Here is a 16338-nt window from a genome sequence, read left to right as displayed (position 1 = left end):
CCACATGCTTCTGCAGACAAAGCAGCAAAATCGGCTTTTTCTGCGACTCCGTGTGACTCGAAAGCCGCAGTGCGCGGTTGACAGTGCACACAGCACACATAGAATAATGCCCACGTGCCGCCCGAGAAGGGCGGCACGTTTCGTTTCTAGGGTCCGTTGTTCGATTTCGCACAATTGTCATCGACGCGGCCGCAGTCTTTTCGATCGGATCGGTTATGACCAGCAACGCAACGTCCTCGCCCCTGTCTCAGGCTCATTTGCTGCCTGTTTTCGCGCGTGCGGATGTCGCTTTCGAGCGCGGTGAAGGCGCGTGGCTGATTGGAATCGATGGCGAGCGCTATCTCGATTTTACCAGTGGCGTTGCTGTCAACGCGCTCGGTCATGCCCATCCGCATATGGTCGCCGCGTTACAGGAGCAGGCCACCAAGCTCTGGCACATGTCGAACCTGTTCAAGAGCCCGGACGGTGAGCGCCTCGCCGCGCGGCTGTGCGAACAGAGCTTTGCCGACTTCGTGTTCTTCGCCAATTCGGGTGCGGAAGCGATGGAATGCGCGATCAAGGTGACCCGCCACTATCATTTCTCCAAGGGCCATCCCGAGCGCACGCGCATCATTACCTTTGAAGGCGCGTTCCATGGCCGGACCCTCGGCACGCTCGCCGCGACCGGCGCCGCGAAATATCTTGAAGGTTATGGTGCGCCGCTCGACGGCTTCGATCAGTTGCCGCTCGGCGATATCGAGGCCGTGAAGAAGGCGATTGGTCCGAACACCGCCGGCATTCTCATCGAGCCGTTGCAGGGCGAGGGTGGCGTACGTGCGCCGAGCAACGCCTTCTTCGGCGCGCTGCGCGAACTCTGCGACAAGAACGGCATCCTGTTGATCTTCGACGAAGTGCAGACCGGCATGGGCCGCACTGGCGAACTGTTTGCCTATCAGCGCATCGGTGTGACGCCGGATGTGATGTCGCTGGCCAAGGCGCTAGGCGGCGGCTTCCCGATCGGTGCGTGTCTCGTTACGGCCGCTGCAGCCGAAGGCATGGCGCCCGGCTCGCATGGTTCGACGTTCGGCGGCAATCCGCTGGCCGTCGCTGCGGCGAATTCCGTGCTCGATATCATGTTGAAGCCCGGTTTCTTCGACCATGTGAAAAAGATGTCGCTGCTGCTGAAACAGAAGCTCGCGGGTGTGGTCGACGGCCACCCGGACGTGCTCAGCGAAGTGCGCGGCGAAGGTCTTCTGATCGGCCTCAAGGCCGTGGTGCCGGCGGGCGATCTCGTAGCCGCATTGCGTGACGCGAAGCTGTTGACGGTTGGTGCCGGCGACAATGTCGTGCGCTTCCTGCCGCCGCTGATCGTCAGTGAGCCCGAGATCGAACAGGCCGTGCAGCGACTGGAGCAGGCCTGCGTGGCGCTCGGCTCATCTGCCAAGGCATCTGCAAAGACGCAGGGAGCCGCGTGATGAGCACGTCACCGCGGCACTTCCTCGATCTCACGGCCGTGCCGGCCAGCGAGTTGCGCAATATCATGAACGCGGCTGCCGCCATGAAGGCGAAGCTGAAGGGCCGGGACGGCTCCAATGCCGAGCCCGATCGTCCGCTCAAGAACAAGACGCTGGCGATGATCTTCGAGAAGCCCTCGACGCGCACCCGCGTATCGTTCGAGGTCGGCATGCGCCAGCTCGGCGGCGAGGTGGTGATGCTCACCGGCGCTGAAATGCAGCTCGGTCGCGGCGAGACCATTGCCGACACCGCGCGCGTGCTGTCGCGCTTCGTCGACATCATCATGATCCGCATCCTCAATCACGACTCGCTGGTGGAGCTTGCGGAGAATGCGACCGTGCCCGTCATCAACGGCCTGACGCGGTTCTCGCATCCCTGCCAGGTGATGGCGGACGTGATGACCTATGAGGAACATCGCGGGCCGATCAAGGGCCGCACCGTGGCCTGGACCGGCGACGACAACAATGTGCTGATGTCCTGGGCGCATGCGGCCGAGCGCTTCCAGTTCAAACTCAATATCGCGACGCCGCCGCAGCTCTCGCCGAAGAAGCCGTTCAAGGACTGGGTCAAGGCGACGAACGCGCCGATCACCTTCAGCGACGATCCCGATGCGATGGTGAAGGGCGTCGATTGCGTCGTCACCGACACCTGGGTGTCGATGGGCGACAAGGACGGCGAGACCCGCCACAATCTGTTGAAACCCTATCAGGTCAATGCTCGCCTGATGTCGCTGGCCAAGCCGGACGCACTGTTCATGCACTGCCTGCCGGCCCATCGCGGCGACGAGGTTACCGACGAGGTGATCGACGGTCCGCAGTCCGTGGTGTTCGACGAGGCCGAAAACCGTCTGCATGCGCAGAAGGGCATTCTGGCCTGGTGCCTCAACGCGGTTGCGTGAGACGCGATCAGCGATTGAGTTCTGTCGCGGCCAGCTCGGCCACCTGAAAGTCGATGCTCGCCGGATCGGCGTCGCCGAGGAACCATGCCGCCGAGAGGCCGGTCCACGCCAGGACCCATTGCAGCAAGCGATAGCGATCGAGTTTGGCCGCGTCGCTGACGACCTCGACACGCCGCTGGAAACGGCCTGGCAAGGTTGAGACCGGGCGCGTGGGGTCCGAGAGATCCGGGTTGGTGAAGATGTTGGCGAAGTCGAAGCCACGTTCGCCGATGATGTGTTTCGGATCGATGGCAAGCCAGCCGCGCGCACCGAAATCGAGCACATTGTCATGGTGGAGGTGCGCCGTGCAGCACGGTCACCTCGCGCGGGTCGTCCAGCAAAGCGTTGGCCGTTTCAGAACAGCGACGTAACAGGCCGCCATGGGTCGCTGCGGCCGGCGCGAGTTCGCGAAACCAATGCCGGAGCGGTACCAGCGGAGGCGGCGATTTTTGCCTTGGCCGGTGCAATCGCGCCGCCACGGCGCAGAGATGCGCGAGGCTTCGTCGTCCTGTCCCCCGCGCGCCATGTCGGAGAGCGAGGCGGGGCCTTGCGCTCGTTCCATCAGCAAAGCGTCGTCATGGCGGGCCAGGACCCGTGCGGCGCCGTTGCCGTCCCACCATTCCAGTACCGCGCTGCCGGCGCGTTCGTCCTCGCCCTTGGCCAGTTTCAGCATCGCCGGCTGGCCCCGATGCAGGACAGGCAGCAAATATCCGGCGTGGGAGGTCATGGCCGTGCCGTCCGGGACGAGGCGCCGTCGCGCGAGGTAAGTTTCAAACATCGTTCGCTTATACTTGGTAGATATCTGGTCCGAGCGGGGCAAATCGTCGCCGGATGCCTTGTATTCGTTCGGACATTTGCCCCTTTGCGGGGTTTCGATTTCAGCTCCTCGCCCCTACATAGAGCGCCATGACCCCATCAGATCCAAAGCTCCAGCCCGACGCCCCCATCCGCGCGCCGTCCTCCGTTCCGGTCGATGACGCGGTGCTGCCTTTCGAGGTCGCGCCGCTCGATCTGCGCGGGCGGCTGACCCGGCTTGGCCCGGCGCTCGATGAATTGCTCGCCAAGCATGATTATCCTGCGCCGGTGGCCAAGCTGCTCGGCGAGGCCATCGTGCTGACCACGCTGCTCGGTTCGTCGCTGAAATTCGATGGCCGTTTCATCCTGCAGACTCAGACCGACGGTCCGGTGTCGCTGATGATCGTCGACTTCCGCGCGCCCGATAAAATGCGCGCTTATGCGCGGTTCGATGCCGAACGCCTGGTGCCCGGTCTCGGCACCGCGGCGCTGCTCGGCAAGGGCCATCTGGCGATGACCGTCGATCAGGGCCCCGACATGAGCCGCTATCAGGGGCTTGTCGCGCTGGACGGCGGTACGCTGGAAGATGCCGCGCACGAATACTTCCTGCGCTCCGAACAGATTCCGACCAAGGTGCGCCTCGCCGTGGGCGAGGAATGGCGCAGCGGCGAGGAGGGTGGCCCGACACATCGCTGGCGTGCCGGCGGCATGCTGCTCCAATTTCTGCCGAAGGCGCCGGAGCGCGTGCAGCGCGATCTCCACGCTGGCGACGCGCCGGACGGCGTGACCGCCAATGCCGTGCCGGAAGATGACGCCTGGATCGAAGGCCAGTCGCTGATCGGGACGGTCGAGGATGTGGAACTGATCGATCCCGATCTGTCCGGCGAGCGGCTGCTGTATCGCCTGTTCCACGAGCGCGGCGTCCGCGTTTTCGCGCCGTCGCCGTTGCGCGCGGAGTGTTCCTGTTCGCGCGATGCCGTGTCCGGGATGCTCAAGAGCTTCGAGCCGCAGGACCGCGCCGACATGGTCAAGGACGACAAGGTCGTCGTGACCTGTGAGTTCTGTTCGTCGGTCTACGAGTTCACACCGCAGGAAGCGGGCGTGGAATAGGGCGTTCGCCTTCGTCACGTCCCGCCACTCAAGTGGAGTGGCTGAGGTTCGCGAGCCTGAGCTCGTCATTCCGGGGCGCACGCAAGCGGCGAAGCCGCTGAAGTGCGAACCCGGAACCCTGGAGTGTTTGGCTCTACGGAGACTTCCATGTCGCGCGGCGAAACCGCGCAGTGGCAATCGCGGGGAGAGAAGAACCAGCCCCTAATTTAGCACGCGCTTCCCGCCCGGTCCGTCCAGCGAAAATAGCGGCACGTCGATCTCGAACGGCTCGCCGGTGTCGGTCACCATCTGATAGGTACCTTCCATGAAGCCGGACGTCGTTGGCAGCGGTACGCGCGACGTGTATTCGAAGCGCTCGCCTGGGCCGAGCACGGGTTGTTCGCCGACCACGCCCTCGCCACGCACTTCCTCCATGCGGCCGGAAGCATCGGTGATGATCCAGTGGCGGGTCTTCAGCTGCACGGTCTCTTGACCGGCATTGGTAATGACGACCGTGTAAGACCAGAAGAACTGTCGCTTCTCCTGCGACGAGCGTTCCGGCATGAAATTAGGTTCGACGGTGACTTCAATCTGTCGTGTGATGGCGCGGTACATGGGGCTGTCATCGTCCAAAATGTGCTGCAAGCATAGCGAAAAACACGTTACAGGCCAAATCCATGTGGAGTTCGGCCCCGGACGGCGCGGTGGGCCATCGCTGTTTCAACATAGTTCCCGCATAATCGATCCTTGATTTGGTTATGACGTGACGGATCGCCCCATGCAAATTTGTTGCAGATTATGGGACGGTCGATTTTTTCGCATCATGCGATGTCTTCCGTTGAACGGTGCTGAATGACCTCTGTTGCCGACCCGATTGCCGGCCAGCCGCACGCCGATGCGTCCTCGCAAGTGTCCGCGGCGCGCGCATCGACGCATGCGGACGCCGTGTCGTTTCCCGTTGCGGGCACCGAGCGCGAATTGCGTCTCGATCTGTTTCGCGGCCTGGCATTGTGGCTGATCTTCATCGATCACCTGCCGCCGAATATTCTGACCTGGCTCACGATCCGCAATTACGGCTTCAGCGACGCCACCGAGATATTCATCTTCATCTCCGGCTACACCGCCGCTTTCGTCTATGGCCGCGCGATGCAGGAGCAGGGCGCGCTGGTCGCCAGCGCGCGCATCTTCAAGCGGGTCTGGCAGATTTATGTCGCCCACGTCTTCCTGTTCACGATCTTTCTTGCGGAAATCTCCTATGTCGCAACGCGGTTCGAGAACCCGCTTTATTCCGAGGAAATGGGAATTCTCGATTTTCTCAAACAGCCCGATGTGACCATCGTTCAGGCGCTGTTGCTGAAATTTCGTCCGGTGAACATGGATGTGTTGCCGCTGTATATCGTCCTCATGCTGTTCCTGCCGCTGATCCTCTGGCTGATGCAGCGCCGCGCCGATTTCACGCTGGCGCTGTCGGTCGGTCTCTACGCTCTGACCTGGGAATTCGACCTGCATCTGGCGGCCTATCCGAACGGTGTCTGGGCCTTCAACCCGTTCGCCTGGCAGTTGCTGTTCGTGTTCGGTGCCTGGTGCGCGCTGGGCGGCGCCGTCAGAATGTCGCGGATACTATCATCCAACATCACGCTGTGGCTCTGCGTGGCCTATCTCCTGGCGGCGTTCTGGGTGACGCTGACCTGGTACATTCCGCAGATCCATCATCTGCTGCCGAAATTCATCGAGCAATGGATGTATCCGATCAACAAGACCGATCTCGATGTGCTCCGTTTCGCCCACTTCCTGGCGCTGGCGGCGCTCACCGTCCGTTTCCTGCCGAAGGACTGGCCGGGGCTGAAATCGATCTGGCTGCGCCCGATGGTACTGTGCGGTCAGCACTCTCTCGAAATCTTCTGTATCGGGGTGTTCCTGGCCTTTGCCGGCCATTTTGTGCTGGCTGAGGTCGCCGGCGGAGCAGGCATGCATGCCCTGATCAGCTTTCTTGGCATAGTTGTCATGTCAACCGCCGCATGGGTGTTTTCGTGGTACAAGGGCGTCACTGTCAAAGGCGGGTCCCGCGCCAAACGACCCGACGCGGATCTCGCAGGAGGGGAAGCATGAAGGCCGTTTTGCGCCTCACAATGCTGGCTGGCCTGCTGGTGGCGGCTCCTGTCCGGGCCGAACCGCCCGCGCAGACCTGTGAGGTTCCGGCTTACCTCCTGACATCCGAAAGCGGGCTGCCCAAGGTCGAAGCCGCGGCCAAGCCGGGCGGGAAACTTGATGTTCTGGTCGTTGGCAGCCGATCCTCGGTGATCGGGGTCTCCGACCACTCTGCAGCCTATCCGAACCGGCTACAGGCCTATCTCAAGGACAAGCTGCCAGGCGTCGAGGTCAATGTGGCGCTGGAACTGCAGGTCAAGAAGACGGCCGAGGAAATGGCCCCGACCCTGGAACAACTGGTCATGGACAAGAAGCCGAACTTGGTGATCTGGCAGACCGGAACCGTGGATGCCATGAAGCAGGCCGACGCCGAGGACTTCCGCAGTGCCCTGGATGATGGTGTCGCAGCCATGCAAAAGGCGGGAACTGACGTCATTTTAATGAATCTGCAGTACAGTCCGCGCACGGAGACGATGATTTCCGGCTCCGCCTACCTAGATAATATGCGTGTGGTGGCGCAGCAGCACGACGTCCCGCTGTTCGACCGTTTCGCCATCATGCGGCACTGGAATGAGAGCGGTGATTTCGACCTGTTCAGTGCCTCGCCCGGCATGGAGCTGGCCAAGCGGGTGCATGATTGTCTTGGCCGCGCGCTTTCGACCTTTGTCGTCGATGCGGCCAAGATCAAAGCAGCGGATTTGAGGATTCAGCGTTAATGAGTTTCGTCAGCCATTTGTCTCGCCTTGCTGTCGTCGCTGCCTTTGTTGCCTCAACGACCTTCGCGCTCCCGATCTCATCGTCCGCACGCGCCGACACGGTGCAGGCTGCGGCGGTTGACGGCAAGGCTGCCGAGCAGGCCGCTGTCGCGACGGATCCCGCAGACGCCGCGAAGAGGGGCGTTGCGGCGAAGGCCATCGACAAGGTCAAGGAAGTTGCCAAGTCCGCCACCGATATTCTGAGCCGCGTCCCCTGTCGCACACCGAAAGGCGGCATGAAGGCGATGGGCGCGTTGCCGCATGTGGCCAGCAAGCTCGTTGCCGGCAAGCCCGTGGTCATCGTTGCGTTCGGCTCGTCCTCGACCCAGGGCTGGGGATCGACCGCGCCGGAATTCACCTACCCGAACCGCCTCGCTGCGCAGTTGCATCGCGCTTATCCTTCCGCGAACATCACCGTGCTTAATCGCGGCAAGGGCGGCGAGGATGCGCCGGAAATGATGGCGCGGCTGCAGAGCGAAGTGATCAACGCCAAGCCGGATCTCGTGATCTGGCAGGTCGGCACCAATGCAGTGCTGCGCAATCTCGATCCGGCCGAGACTGGCAAGATGATCGAAGACGGCGTTGGGCGCATTCAGGCCGCGGGCTCCGACGTCGTGCTGGTGGATCCGCAATATTCGCCGGCGACGACATCGAAGCCGGAGGGCACCGGCAAGATGCTGTCGCTGATGCACAAGGTCGCGGAGCTGCGCAAAGTCGGAATCTTTCCGCGCTTCGAGGTGATGAAGGAATGGCACGAGAGCCAGCAGATGGCGTTCGACAGCTTCGTCATTTCTGATGGCCTGCACATGAACGACTGGGGCTATGCCTGCTTCGCGCAATTGCTCGGCGACAACATCATCAAGTCGGTTGGCCAGGTGAAGCTCGGTATCAACGAGCCACAGATTCAGCAGGCGCAGAAGCCGCTGTAGGTCTGCGGCCGACAGTTAGCCGGCCGCAGGTTCAACATTGGTCGATCAGGCCTTTGCCAGTGCCGCTTCGAGATCCGCGATCAGGTCGTCGCGATGCTCGAGGCCGGCCGAGAAGCGGATGAAGCCCTCCGTGATCCCGAGTTCGAGCCGTGCTTCGAGCGGCAGACGCTGATGCGTCGTCGTCGCCGGATGCGTGACGAGGCTCTTCGCGTCGCCGAGATTGTTCGAGATGCGGGCGACTTTCAGCTCGTTGAGGACGCGGAAGGCTGCTGCCTTGCCGCCCTTCACCTCGAAGCCGATCAGCGTCGATCCCGCACGCATCTGCTTCTTCACCGTCGCCGCCTGCGGGTGGTCCTCGCGGCCCGGATAGATCAGCCGCGAGATATTCGGATGCTGGGCGAGCACATCCGCGATCGCCGCCGCCGTCTGCGTCTGCCGCTCGACGCGGATCGCCAGCGTCTCCAGTCCCTTCACCAGCGTCCACGCATTGAACGGCGAGATCGACGGGCCGGTCTGGCGCAGATAGTTGTGAATATGCTCGTCGATGAAGTCCTTCGACGACAGGATGATGCCGCCAAGGCAGCGCCCCTGCCCATCGATGTGCTTGGTCGCCGAATACACGACGACATCTGCACCGAGCGCGAGCGGGCTCTGCCAGAGCGGCGTCGCGAACACGTTATCGACGATCAGCCGCGCACCGCCGGCATGGGCGATCTCCGCGATGGCTGATATGTCGAGCACATCGAGCGTCGGATTCGTCGGGCTTTCCAGAAACAGCGACTTGGTGTTCGGCCGCATCGCTTTCTGCCACTGGTCGAGGTCGAGCCCATCGACCAGCGTAAATTCGATGCCGTAGCGCGGCAGCAGTTCTTCTATGACGTAGCGACAGGAGCCAAACAGCGCCTTCGCAGCGACGACATGATCGCCCATGCGCAGCGGCGCGAGAATGGCGGTGGTCACGGCGGCCATGCCGGTGGCCGTCGAGCGCGCAGCCTCTGCACCTTCGAGGTCGATCATGCGGCTCTCGAACATCGACGTATTCGGATTAGAGAAGCGCGAATAGATGAAACCGGGATCTTCGCCCTTGAACCGCGCCTCGCAGGCTTCTGCGGTCTCGTAGATGAAGCCCTGCGTGAGGAAGAGGGCTTCGGACGTCTCGTTGAATTGCGAGCGCAGCGCGCCGGAATGAACGAGCCGGGTTTCGGGGCGATAGGACTTCGTAGACATGTGACCTCCAACGTACCCGCGTAACACGGGCACAAAAAAAACCGGCCTGGACGGACGTCCTCAGGCCGGGATCGCATGCTGGAAGGACATGTGTCCCCGGCCTGTTTAGCGACTTATTTTACGTGGCTGCAAGCCGGCCGGCTCAAATCACCACGGGATAAGTGATGTCCATATTCCCGCTTGCCCTTTTCGTCAAGGCGGGGCTGAGATAACCGGTAAAGTTGCGATTTTTCAGCGTATTCTCGCTGAAAGACGACCGAAGGACGAGACCTGTGCCGTTTACGCTTGCCCCCGACGCCGATGGAATTCTGCCCGATCGCATGATTGCGGCGATGGCAGATGCTGGCCTCATTCTTCCGGAATATCCCTTCGTCGAGAGCCAGATACAGCCCGCCAGCCTCGATCTGCGGCTCGGCTCCATCGCCTATCGCGTGCGCGCCAGCTTCCTGCCGGGACCGAATTCGACGGTCGCCGAGCGCATCGACGAGCTGAAGCTGCACGAGATAGATCTGTCGGACGGTGCGGTGCTGGAGACCAACTGCGTCTACATCGTGCCGCTGATCGAAAGCTTGGCGCTGCCGCCGAATATCTTTGCCGCGGCCAATCCGAAGAGCTCCACGGGTCGTCTCGATGTGTTCACGCGCGTGATTGCTGATGGCACCAGACGGTTCGATGTGATCGGTGCGGGCTATCATGGGCCGCTTTATGCCGAGATCAGCCCGAAGACATTTCCGGTCCTGCTGCGCGAAGGCTCGCGTCTGTCGCAGGTTCGCTTCCGCGTCGGCGATGCGGTGCTCGATACCGAAGCACTGGAAGAACTCCACGCGCAGGAACCACTGGTCGACAGCGACACGGCCGATCTCAACAATGGCCTCGCGCTCTCGGTTGATCTCTCTGGCGAAAACGCCTCCGGCTTTGTCGGCTATCGTGCCAAACGACACACCGGCGTGGTCGATATCGATCGCCGCGGTGGCTACAGCGTCGATGAGTTCTGGGAGCCGATCGCGGCGCGCAAGGACGGCACGCTGATCCTCGATCCCGGCGAGTTCTACATTCTCGCGTCCAAGGAAGCGGTGCAGGTGCCGCCGGACTATGCCGCCGAAATGGTGCCGTTCGATCCGCTGGTCGGTGAATTCCGCGTGCATTATGCCGGCTTCTTCGATCCGGGCTTCGGCCATGACGGCGCCGGCGGCAAAGGTTCGCGGGCGGTGCTGGAAGTGCGCTCGCGCGAAGTGCCGTTCATTCTCGAACATGGCCAGATCGTTGGCCGTCTGGTCTATGAGCGGATGCTGGATCGTCCGGATGCACTTTATGGCCAGCGTATCGGCTCGAACTATCAGGGCCAGAGCCTGAAGCTCTCGAAGCACTTCAAGGTCTGATCGCCCACCGCTCCGAGTAAGCAAGAAAAAAGGCCCGCATTGCTGCGGGCCTAAGTTTTTTCTGGAGTCTAAGTAGACGAAGAGACGTTCAATTTACTGGACGAAGCCTGCGCCAAAGTTGCCCAGGTTGAAGCGGTAGTTCAGGCCAGCCTTGATGGTGTGCTCGTCGTTCTTGAAGCCGCCGACAGCGAGAGCTGGCGTGAGGAACGTGACGTTGCCGAAGTCGTAATACTGATATTCGACCTTGCCCGACCAGTTCTGGGTGAACAGGTATTCGAGACCACCACCGACAGTGTAGCCATCGCGGCCACCATTGCCGCCGAAGCCGTTGGTGAAGCGCGAGTCAGCCCAGGCGTAACCGCCCTTGGCGTAGAGCAGTGCCGGACCCCAAGTGTAACCGAGACGACCGGTGACCGAACCGAGGCCACGATTGTCGAAGTTGCTGTTGGTGTCCTTGAAGCTGTAATTGGCTTCCAGACCGAACACCCAGTTCGGCGCAAACTGGTAGTCGTAACCACCCTGCACACCGCCCATGAACGTGCCATCGCGGCTGCCGATCAGCGCGTTGTCTTCACCCGGGAACGCGCCACCGATGTGGCCACCGATGTAGAAGCCGGTCCAGTTGTAGATCGGAGCAACCGGAGCATAGGCCGGAGCCTTGGTGTAGGGGCGCGCAGCCAGGTCAGCAGCAGACGCAGGGGCAGCCAAAGCGACGAGAGCCAGAGCTGCGGTGGAGAGTAGAATCTTCTTCATTACGTGTTCCTTCTCAATCCCAATGGGGGATGACGAAGGCAACCTAGACTATTGCGCAGCGATTGCTGTCACACACGTGCAACAGCGCCTCAAACGAAAAAGGCAGCTTCGGCGACCGCGTCGCGCTTAAGACACAGCATTGCCCAAATTGATTCAGGAACTTTTCACGATGTGCGATTTCGCTTCAATCACGTTTGGATTGAGGTGCTGGAACACGACAACCGTTGATCAACCGCGGTAACGCAGCGCTTCAACCAGCGCCGCGAATGCGGAAGTCGGTTGTCGGCGGCTCGGATAATAGAGGTGATATCCCGAGAACGGTTGGCACCAATCGCTCAGCACCTGAACAAGTCGGCCTGAGGCAATGTGATCGCGCACGCGATCTTCCGGCAAATAGGCCAGTCCCAATCCGTTCAGGACCGCCTTCTCGCGCAGCGACATATTGTTGAACACCAGCTGGCCATCGACGCGCACTTTCAGTGCGCGCCCGCGCTTCTCGAACTCCCAAACATAGAGGCCGCCCATGGTCGGCAGACGAATATTGATGCAGTCATGCGCGGTGAGATCTTGCGGGCGTTTCGGCAGCGGTCGTTTTGCGAAGTAGGACGGTGCGCCGACAACGACCATGCGAAAGTCCGGGCCGATGCGAACGGCGATCATGTCTTTTGCGACCTGTTCCCCCAAACGAACGCCCGCATCGTAGCGTTCCGCAACGATATCGATGAGACCGTAATCGACGACGAGCTCGGCCTTGATGTCGGGATAGCGCGGCAGCAGCTTGGCAAGCGCGGGCCAGATGATCGTTTCGGCCGAATGTTCACCGGTGGTGATGCGGATGGTACCCGCCGGCTTTTCTCTCAGTTCCGTGACGGCTGCGAGTTCGGCGTCGATCTCTTCCAGCTTCGGGCTGATGGTCCGGATCAGACGTTCACCGGCTTCGGTCGGCGCAACGCTGCGGGTCGTCCGGGTCAGGAGCCGCAGTCCGAGCCGTTCTTCGAGACCGCGGATGGTGTGGCTGAGCGCGGATTGAGAGACGCCGAGTTTGGCGGCCGCGCGGGTAAAGCTCGCTTCTTTCGCGACAGCGAAGAAAGCAAGGAGATCGTCGATCGTCTGGCGGGCCATTCATGAATCCGGCTGATAAGTCCGTGCAGATTATATCACCTAATCACATGGGTGCACGATCCCCAGATGCCGCAGGTCGGCGACAACACCCCATCATCGCGGGAGCCGCTCATTGGCCGGATGGCGCAGGAGATCTGACATGAAGACACGCAAACTCGGACGCAGCGGACTGGAAGTCTCGGCCGTTGGGCTCGGCTGTATGGGGATGAGCTTCGGCTATGGGCCGCCGGCCGACACAACAGAAATGACCGCACTGATCCGCGCGGCCGTCGAACGCGGCGTGACGTTCTTCGACACCGCTGAAGTCTATGGCCCGTTCACGAATGAAGAACTCGTCGGTGCGGCGCTCGCGCCGCTCCGACGTCAGGTTGTCATCGCCACGAAATTCGGCTTCAGGCTCGATCCCGCAACCGGTCAGCAGGTTGGCCTCGACAGCCGGCCTTCACATATTCGCGAGGTCGCCGAAGCATCGCTCAAGCGCTTGAAGATCGATGCCATCGACCTGTTCTACCAGCACCGCGTCGATCCCGGCGTGCCGATCGAGGATGTGGCCGGGGCGGTGAAGGATCTGATCGCCGAAGGCAAGGTGAAGCACTTCGGCCTGTCCGAGCCGGGCGTGACGACAATCCGTCGGGCCCATGCCGTACAGCCCATCACTGCGATCCAGAGCGAGTACTCGCTCTGGACGCGTGGCCCCGAGAAGGAAGTGCTGCCCACGCTCGAGGAACTCGGCATCGGCTTTGTGCCGTACAGCCCGCTCGGCAAGGGCTTCCTCACGGGCGCCATGAACGAGAGCACGACGCTCGACAGCGGTGACTTCCGCAACATCCTGCCGCGCTTCACGCCGGAAGCACGCAAGGCCAATCAGGCGTTGGTCGATCTGCTTGGCGAGATTGCCAGACGCAAGCAAGCGACGCCGGCGCAGATCGCGCTGGCATGGCTGCTGGCCCAGAAGCCGTGGATCGTGCCGATTCCGGGCACCACGAAACTGCATCGGCTTGAGGAAAATCTCGGTGCGGCGGCTATAGAGCTGACATCAGACGATCTGCGGGACATCGACAGCGCTGCTGCAAAAATCACCGTGCAGGGCAACCGATATCCGGACAGGTTGGAAGCGATGACCGGCCGGTAGTCCGCAGGTCACTCGCTGCTTAGATCTCGCGCCGCTGCCACAGCGCCGTGAGGCCTTCGCGATAGGTCGGAAATGCGAGCTTCACGCCAAGCTCGCGTTTCAGCCGCGCATTCGAGATGCGGTTGTTGCTGGCGTAGAAGCTGCGCGCCATCGGGCTCATCTCGGCGGTTGCGAAGTCCTGCTCGGGCGGCGGCGCGATGCCCATCAGCACTGCGGCATAGGTGATCACATCCTGCGGCGGCGCCGGCTCGTCGTCGCACAGATTCCAGATGCCGGTCTGCGCGTAATCGAATGCAGCCGCGATGGCCGCCGCGATGTCATCCACATGGATGCGGTTGAACACCTGGCCCGGCTTGACGATGCGATGGGCCTTGCCGATTTTGAGATTTTCCAGAGCATTGCGGCCGGGACCGTAGATACCGGCGACACGCAGGATCGTGGTGCGATCGCTCGCCGTAGCGCGCCACGCGTCTTCGGCATCGATGCGCGCTTTGCGTCGCCCGTCGCCGTGAACCGCGGCGGTTTCGTCGATCCAGGCACCCTGATGATCGCCGTAAACCCCGACGCTGGAGAGATAGATGATGCGCCGGATGCCGCTGGCGGCAATCACAGAGCCGAAGGCCTGCAACACGGGATCGCCGTCGGCGCCCGGCGGGACCGAAACCAGCAACAGATCGGCGCTTGCGAGATGATCGACAATACGCGGGTCGCTTGCGTCGGAATGAAAGACGAGTGTCTCGGCATCCGCGGCTGAGGGTAGCGCAACGGTCTTTCCGGCGGTGCGGACGGTGCCGGCCACCGCAGTAAATCGACCGCCATGCCGGGCGATGAACTGGTTTGCGCTGTAGCCGAGCCCGAAGACAAAAAGGCGCACGATCATCTCATTTCTGCATGAACTGGGCGTAAAGCCCTTCGAAAAGCATCATTCGGGCTGCAGAGCGAGCCGGTCAAGTGCGCGACTCCGACATCTTTTATGCTACTGCTCTCCTGTGAGGCCGGGGCAGCGCCGGCAGATTTGGGAAGGACGAGGCGATGACGATCACGCTGGCAGCAGACACATATGCGCCGCGCTACATCAAACTGAATGCGCGCGACAACGTCGCCATCATCGTCAATGATTTCGGCTTGCCCGCGGGCACCATGATGACCGGTGGCCTGAAGCTGCGTAACTTTGTGCCGCAGGGCCACAAGGTGGCGCTGGAAGATATCGCAAAGGATGCGCCTATCATCCGTTACGGCGAAATCATCGGCTATGCGCTGGATATGATTTCGGCCGGCGAATGGGTTGAAGAGGCGCGTATCCATATGCCCGACGCGCCGGATCTCGACAGTCTCGAGATCGCCAATGCGGTTCCGGAACCGCAGTCGCCGCTGACCGACTACACGTTCGAAGGTTTTCGCAATCCCGACGGCTCCGTCGGCGTGAAGAACATTCTCGCCATCAGCACCTCGGTGCAATGCGTCGCCGGCACGCTCGAATTTGCGCTCAAGAAGATCAAGGCCGAGCTGCTGCCGCGCTATCCGAATGTCGATGACGTTTTCGCCGTCACCCACGGCTATGGCTGCGGCGTCGCCATCAATGCGCCGGATGCCTATATCCCGATCCGCACGCTGCAGAACATCGCGCGCAATCCCAATTTTGGCGGCGAGGTGATGGTGGTCGGCCTCGGCTGCGAGAAGCTCGCACCGGAGCGTTTGCTGCCGAAGGAAGATCCCGGCAGCATGATGCGCCTTCAGGATGAGAGCAATCAGAGCTTTGGCGACATGGTGGATACGATCATCGCCATGGCTGAAGTGCGCTTGAAAATACTGAACCAGCGTAAGCGCGAAACCTGCCCGGCCTCCGATCTCGTGATTGGATTGCAATGCGGCGGCAGCGACGCATTTTCCGGCGTGACCGCCAATCCGGCGCTCGGCTTCGCGAGCGATCTGCTGGTGCGCGCCGGCGCCACGGTGATGTTCTCCGAAGTTACCGAAGTGCGTGACGCCATCGAATTGTTGACGCGCCGTGCGGTCAACGAGGATGTCGGCCGCGCGCTGATACGCGAGATGGACTGGTACGATTCATATCTGGCACGCGGCGGCGCCGATCGCAGCGCCAATACGACGCCCGGCAACAAGAAGGGCGGTCTCGCCAATATCGTCGAAAAATCATTGGGCTCGATCGTAAAGTCCGGATCATCCGCGATCACTGGCGTCATCGGCCCCGGCGAACGCGCCACGACGAAGGGGCTGCTGTTCGCAGCAACGCCAGCCAGCGATTTCGTCTGCGGCACGCTGCAGCTCGCCGCCGGCATGCAGATGCAGATATTCACCACGGGCCGCGGCACACCTTATGGCCTGGCGCAGGCACCTGTGATCAAGGTCTCGACGCGCACCGAACTGGCAAAGCGCTGGTCGGACCTGATCGATTTCGACGCCGGCCGCATCGCCAGCGGCGAGATGACTATTGAGGAAGCCGGCTGGGAACTGTTCCAGCTGATTCTCGACGTGGCCAGCGGCCGCAAGCAAGTGTGGGCGGACAAATGGGGACTGCACAACGATCTGGTGCTGTTCAATCCCGCACCGATCACCTGAT

The 16338-nt window shown here is 61.8% G+C and carries 14 protein-coding genes, 2 pseudogenes and 1 riboswitch; of the genes and pseudogenes, 9 read left to right on the top strand and 7 right to left on the bottom strand.

Annotated features, from left to right (window positions below; all coding sequences use genetic code 11):
• Window positions 1-215: 215 nt before the first annotated feature.
• Complete coding sequence (locus CIW50_RS00320; RefSeq protein WP_149529326.1) at window positions 216-1454, top strand: aspartate aminotransferase family protein; 1239 nt, start codon at window positions 216-218, stop codon at window positions 1452-1454.
• Window positions 1454-2392, top strand: coding sequence for an ornithine carbamoyltransferase (gene argF / locus CIW50_RS00315; protein WP_149529325.1), 939 nt, complete (start codon window positions 1454-1456; stop codon window positions 2390-2392). The genes CIW50_RS00320 and argF overlap by 1 nt, the downstream gene beginning before the upstream one ends.
• Before the next feature lie 7 nt (window positions 2393-2399).
• Here argF and CIW50_RS29805 read toward each other — a convergent pair.
• Together CIW50_RS29805 and CIW50_RS29800 are read right to left on the bottom strand one after the other, a co-directional pair.
• Window positions 2400-2720, bottom strand: a pseudogene (locus CIW50_RS29805) (aminoglycoside phosphotransferase family protein); the annotation flags it as partial.
• Window positions 2719-3158: pseudogene (locus tag CIW50_RS29800) on the bottom strand (aminoglycoside phosphotransferase family protein). The pseudogenes CIW50_RS29805 and CIW50_RS29800, both read right to left, overlap by 2 nt.
• A 179-nt stretch (window positions 3159-3337) precedes the next feature.
• Here CIW50_RS29800 and CIW50_RS00305 point away from each other — a divergent pair.
• Window positions 3338-4336 carry an Hsp33 family molecular chaperone gene (locus tag CIW50_RS00305; protein WP_149529324.1) on the top strand — a complete coding sequence of 333 codons (999 nt, stop codon included), beginning with the start codon at window positions 3338-3340 and terminating at the stop codon, window positions 4334-4336.
• Window positions 4337-4537: 201 nt separating this feature from the next.
• Here the strand turns inward: CIW50_RS00305 and apaG are convergent, their stop codons facing one another.
• Window positions 4538-4930: a Co2+/Mg2+ efflux facilitator ApaG/CorD gene (gene apaG, locus CIW50_RS00300; RefSeq protein ID WP_149529323.1), complete on the bottom strand. Its 393-nt coding sequence runs from the start codon at window positions 4928-4930 to the stop codon at window positions 4538-4540.
• 237 nt (window positions 4931-5167) lie between these two features.
• On the opposite strand from apaG, the gene CIW50_RS00295 reads away from it, so the two are divergent.
• The 3 genes from CIW50_RS00295 to CIW50_RS00285 are packed head-to-tail and all read left to right on the top strand — an operon-like array spanning window position 5168 to window position 8147.
• The gene (locus CIW50_RS00295) at window positions 5168-6424 is read left to right on the top strand and encodes an OpgC domain-containing protein (protein ID WP_149529322.1); all 1257 of its coding nucleotides are present in this window, start codon (window positions 5168-5170) and stop codon (window positions 6422-6424) included.
• Window positions 6421-7179: an SGNH/GDSL hydrolase family protein gene (locus tag CIW50_RS00290; RefSeq protein ID WP_149529321.1), complete on the top strand. Its 759-nt coding sequence runs from the start codon at window positions 6421-6423 to the stop codon at window positions 7177-7179. Before CIW50_RS00295 ends, CIW50_RS00290 begins: the two co-directional genes overlap by 4 nt.
• Window positions 7179-8147, top strand: a complete 969-nt coding sequence (locus CIW50_RS00285; protein WP_149529320.1) for an SGNH/GDSL hydrolase family protein — start codon at window positions 7179-7181, stop codon at window positions 8145-8147. Before CIW50_RS00290 ends, CIW50_RS00285 begins: the two co-directional genes overlap by 1 nt.
• Before the next feature lie 45 nt (window positions 8148-8192).
• Here CIW50_RS00285 and CIW50_RS00280 read toward each other — a convergent pair whose 3' ends face one another.
• Entirely contained in the window at window positions 8193-9374 is a 1182-nt protein-coding gene (locus CIW50_RS00280; RefSeq protein WP_149529319.1) for an O-succinylhomoserine sulfhydrylase, read from the bottom strand.
• 84 nt (window positions 9375-9458) lie between these two features.
• A riboswitch (SAM riboswitch) is annotated at window positions 9459-9538 on the bottom strand.
• Between the two features lie 108 nt (window positions 9539-9646).
• Between CIW50_RS00280 and CIW50_RS00275 the strand changes: the two genes are divergently transcribed.
• The gene (locus CIW50_RS00275; protein WP_149529318.1) at window positions 9647-10753 is read left to right on the top strand and encodes a 2'-deoxycytidine 5'-triphosphate deaminase; all 1107 of its coding nucleotides are present in this window, start codon (window positions 9647-9649) and stop codon (window positions 10751-10753) included.
• A 93-nt stretch (window positions 10754-10846) separates the two neighbouring features.
• On the opposite strand, the gene CIW50_RS00270 is transcribed toward CIW50_RS00275, so the two are convergent.
• Complete coding sequence (locus CIW50_RS00270) at window positions 10847-11506, bottom strand: outer membrane protein (RefSeq protein ID WP_149529317.1); 660 nt, start codon at window positions 11504-11506, stop codon at window positions 10847-10849.
• Window positions 11507-11734: 228 nt separating this feature from the next.
• On the bottom strand, window positions 11735-12628 hold the full coding sequence (locus CIW50_RS00265; protein WP_149529316.1) for a LysR family transcriptional regulator: 894 nt from the start codon (window positions 12626-12628) through the stop codon (window positions 11735-11737).
• Window positions 12629-12767: 139 nt separating this feature from the next.
• Between CIW50_RS00265 and CIW50_RS00260 the strand changes: the two genes are divergently transcribed.
• Window positions 12768-13760 carry an aldo/keto reductase gene (locus CIW50_RS00260; protein WP_149529315.1) on the top strand — a complete coding sequence of 331 codons (993 nt, stop codon included), beginning with the start codon at window positions 12768-12770 and terminating at the stop codon, window positions 13758-13760.
• Window positions 13761-13779: 19 nt separating this feature from the next.
• Here CIW50_RS00260 and CIW50_RS00255 read toward each other — a convergent pair whose 3' ends face one another.
• Window positions 13780-14634 carry an NAD-dependent epimerase/dehydratase family protein gene (locus CIW50_RS00255; RefSeq protein ID WP_149529314.1) on the bottom strand — a complete coding sequence of 285 codons (855 nt, stop codon included), beginning with the start codon at window positions 14632-14634 and terminating at the stop codon, window positions 13780-13782.
• A gap of 158 nt (window positions 14635-14792) precedes the next feature.
• Between CIW50_RS00255 and garD the strand changes: the two genes are divergently transcribed.
• A complete protein-coding gene (gene garD / locus CIW50_RS00250) occupies window positions 14793-16337 on the top strand; it encodes a galactarate dehydratase (RefSeq protein ID WP_149529313.1) in 1545 nt (514 codons plus the stop codon).
• Window position 16338 lies beyond the last annotated feature (1 nt).

The organism is Tardiphaga sp. P9-11 (assembly GCF_008329525.1).
In the GTDB taxonomy this organism is placed as follows: Bacteria; Pseudomonadota; Alphaproteobacteria; order Rhizobiales; family Xanthobacteraceae; genus Tardiphaga.
This window is presented reverse-complemented; position numbering and strand designations above follow the sequence as displayed.

Excerpts from the sequence above, each read along its gene's own strand:
- CIW50_RS00320 (WP_149529326.1), top strand. The coding sequence starts at position 216 with ATGACCAGCAACGCAACGTCCTCGCCCCTGTCTCAGGCTCATTTGCTG.
- CIW50_RS00285 (WP_149529320.1), top strand. The coding sequence starts at position 7,179 with ATGAGTTTCGTCAGCCATTTGTCTCGCCTTGCTGTCGTCGCTGCCTTT.
- CIW50_RS00290 (WP_149529321.1), top strand. The coding sequence starts at position 6,421 with ATGAAGGCCGTTTTGCGCCTCACAATGCTGGCTGGCCTGCTGGTGGCG.
- garD (WP_149529313.1), top strand. The coding sequence starts at position 14,793 with ATGACGATCACGCTGGCAGCAGACACATATGCGCCGCGCTACATCAAA.
- CIW50_RS00280 (WP_149529319.1), bottom strand. The coding sequence starts at position 9,374 with ATGTCTACGAAGTCCTATCGCCCCGAAACCCGGCTCGTTCATTCCGGC.
- CIW50_RS00270 (WP_149529317.1), bottom strand. The coding sequence starts at position 11,506 with ATGAAGAAGATTCTACTCTCCACCGCAGCTCTGGCTCTCGTCGCTTTG.
- CIW50_RS00305 (WP_149529324.1), top strand. The coding sequence starts at position 3,338 with ATGACCCCATCAGATCCAAAGCTCCAGCCCGACGCCCCCATCCGCGCG.
- CIW50_RS00260 (WP_149529315.1), top strand. The coding sequence starts at position 12,768 with ATGAAGACACGCAAACTCGGACGCAGCGGACTGGAAGTCTCGGCCGTT.
- apaG (WP_149529323.1), bottom strand. The coding sequence starts at position 4,930 with ATGTACCGCGCCATCACACGACAGATTGAAGTCACCGTCGAACCTAAT.
- argF (WP_149529325.1), top strand. The coding sequence starts at position 1,454 with ATGAGCACGTCACCGCGGCACTTCCTCGATCTCACGGCCGTGCCGGCC.
- CIW50_RS00295 (WP_149529322.1), top strand. The coding sequence starts at position 5,168 with ATGACCTCTGTTGCCGACCCGATTGCCGGCCAGCCGCACGCCGATGCG.
- CIW50_RS00265 (WP_149529316.1), bottom strand. The coding sequence starts at position 12,628 with ATGGCCCGCCAGACGATCGACGATCTCCTTGCTTTCTTCGCTGTCGCG.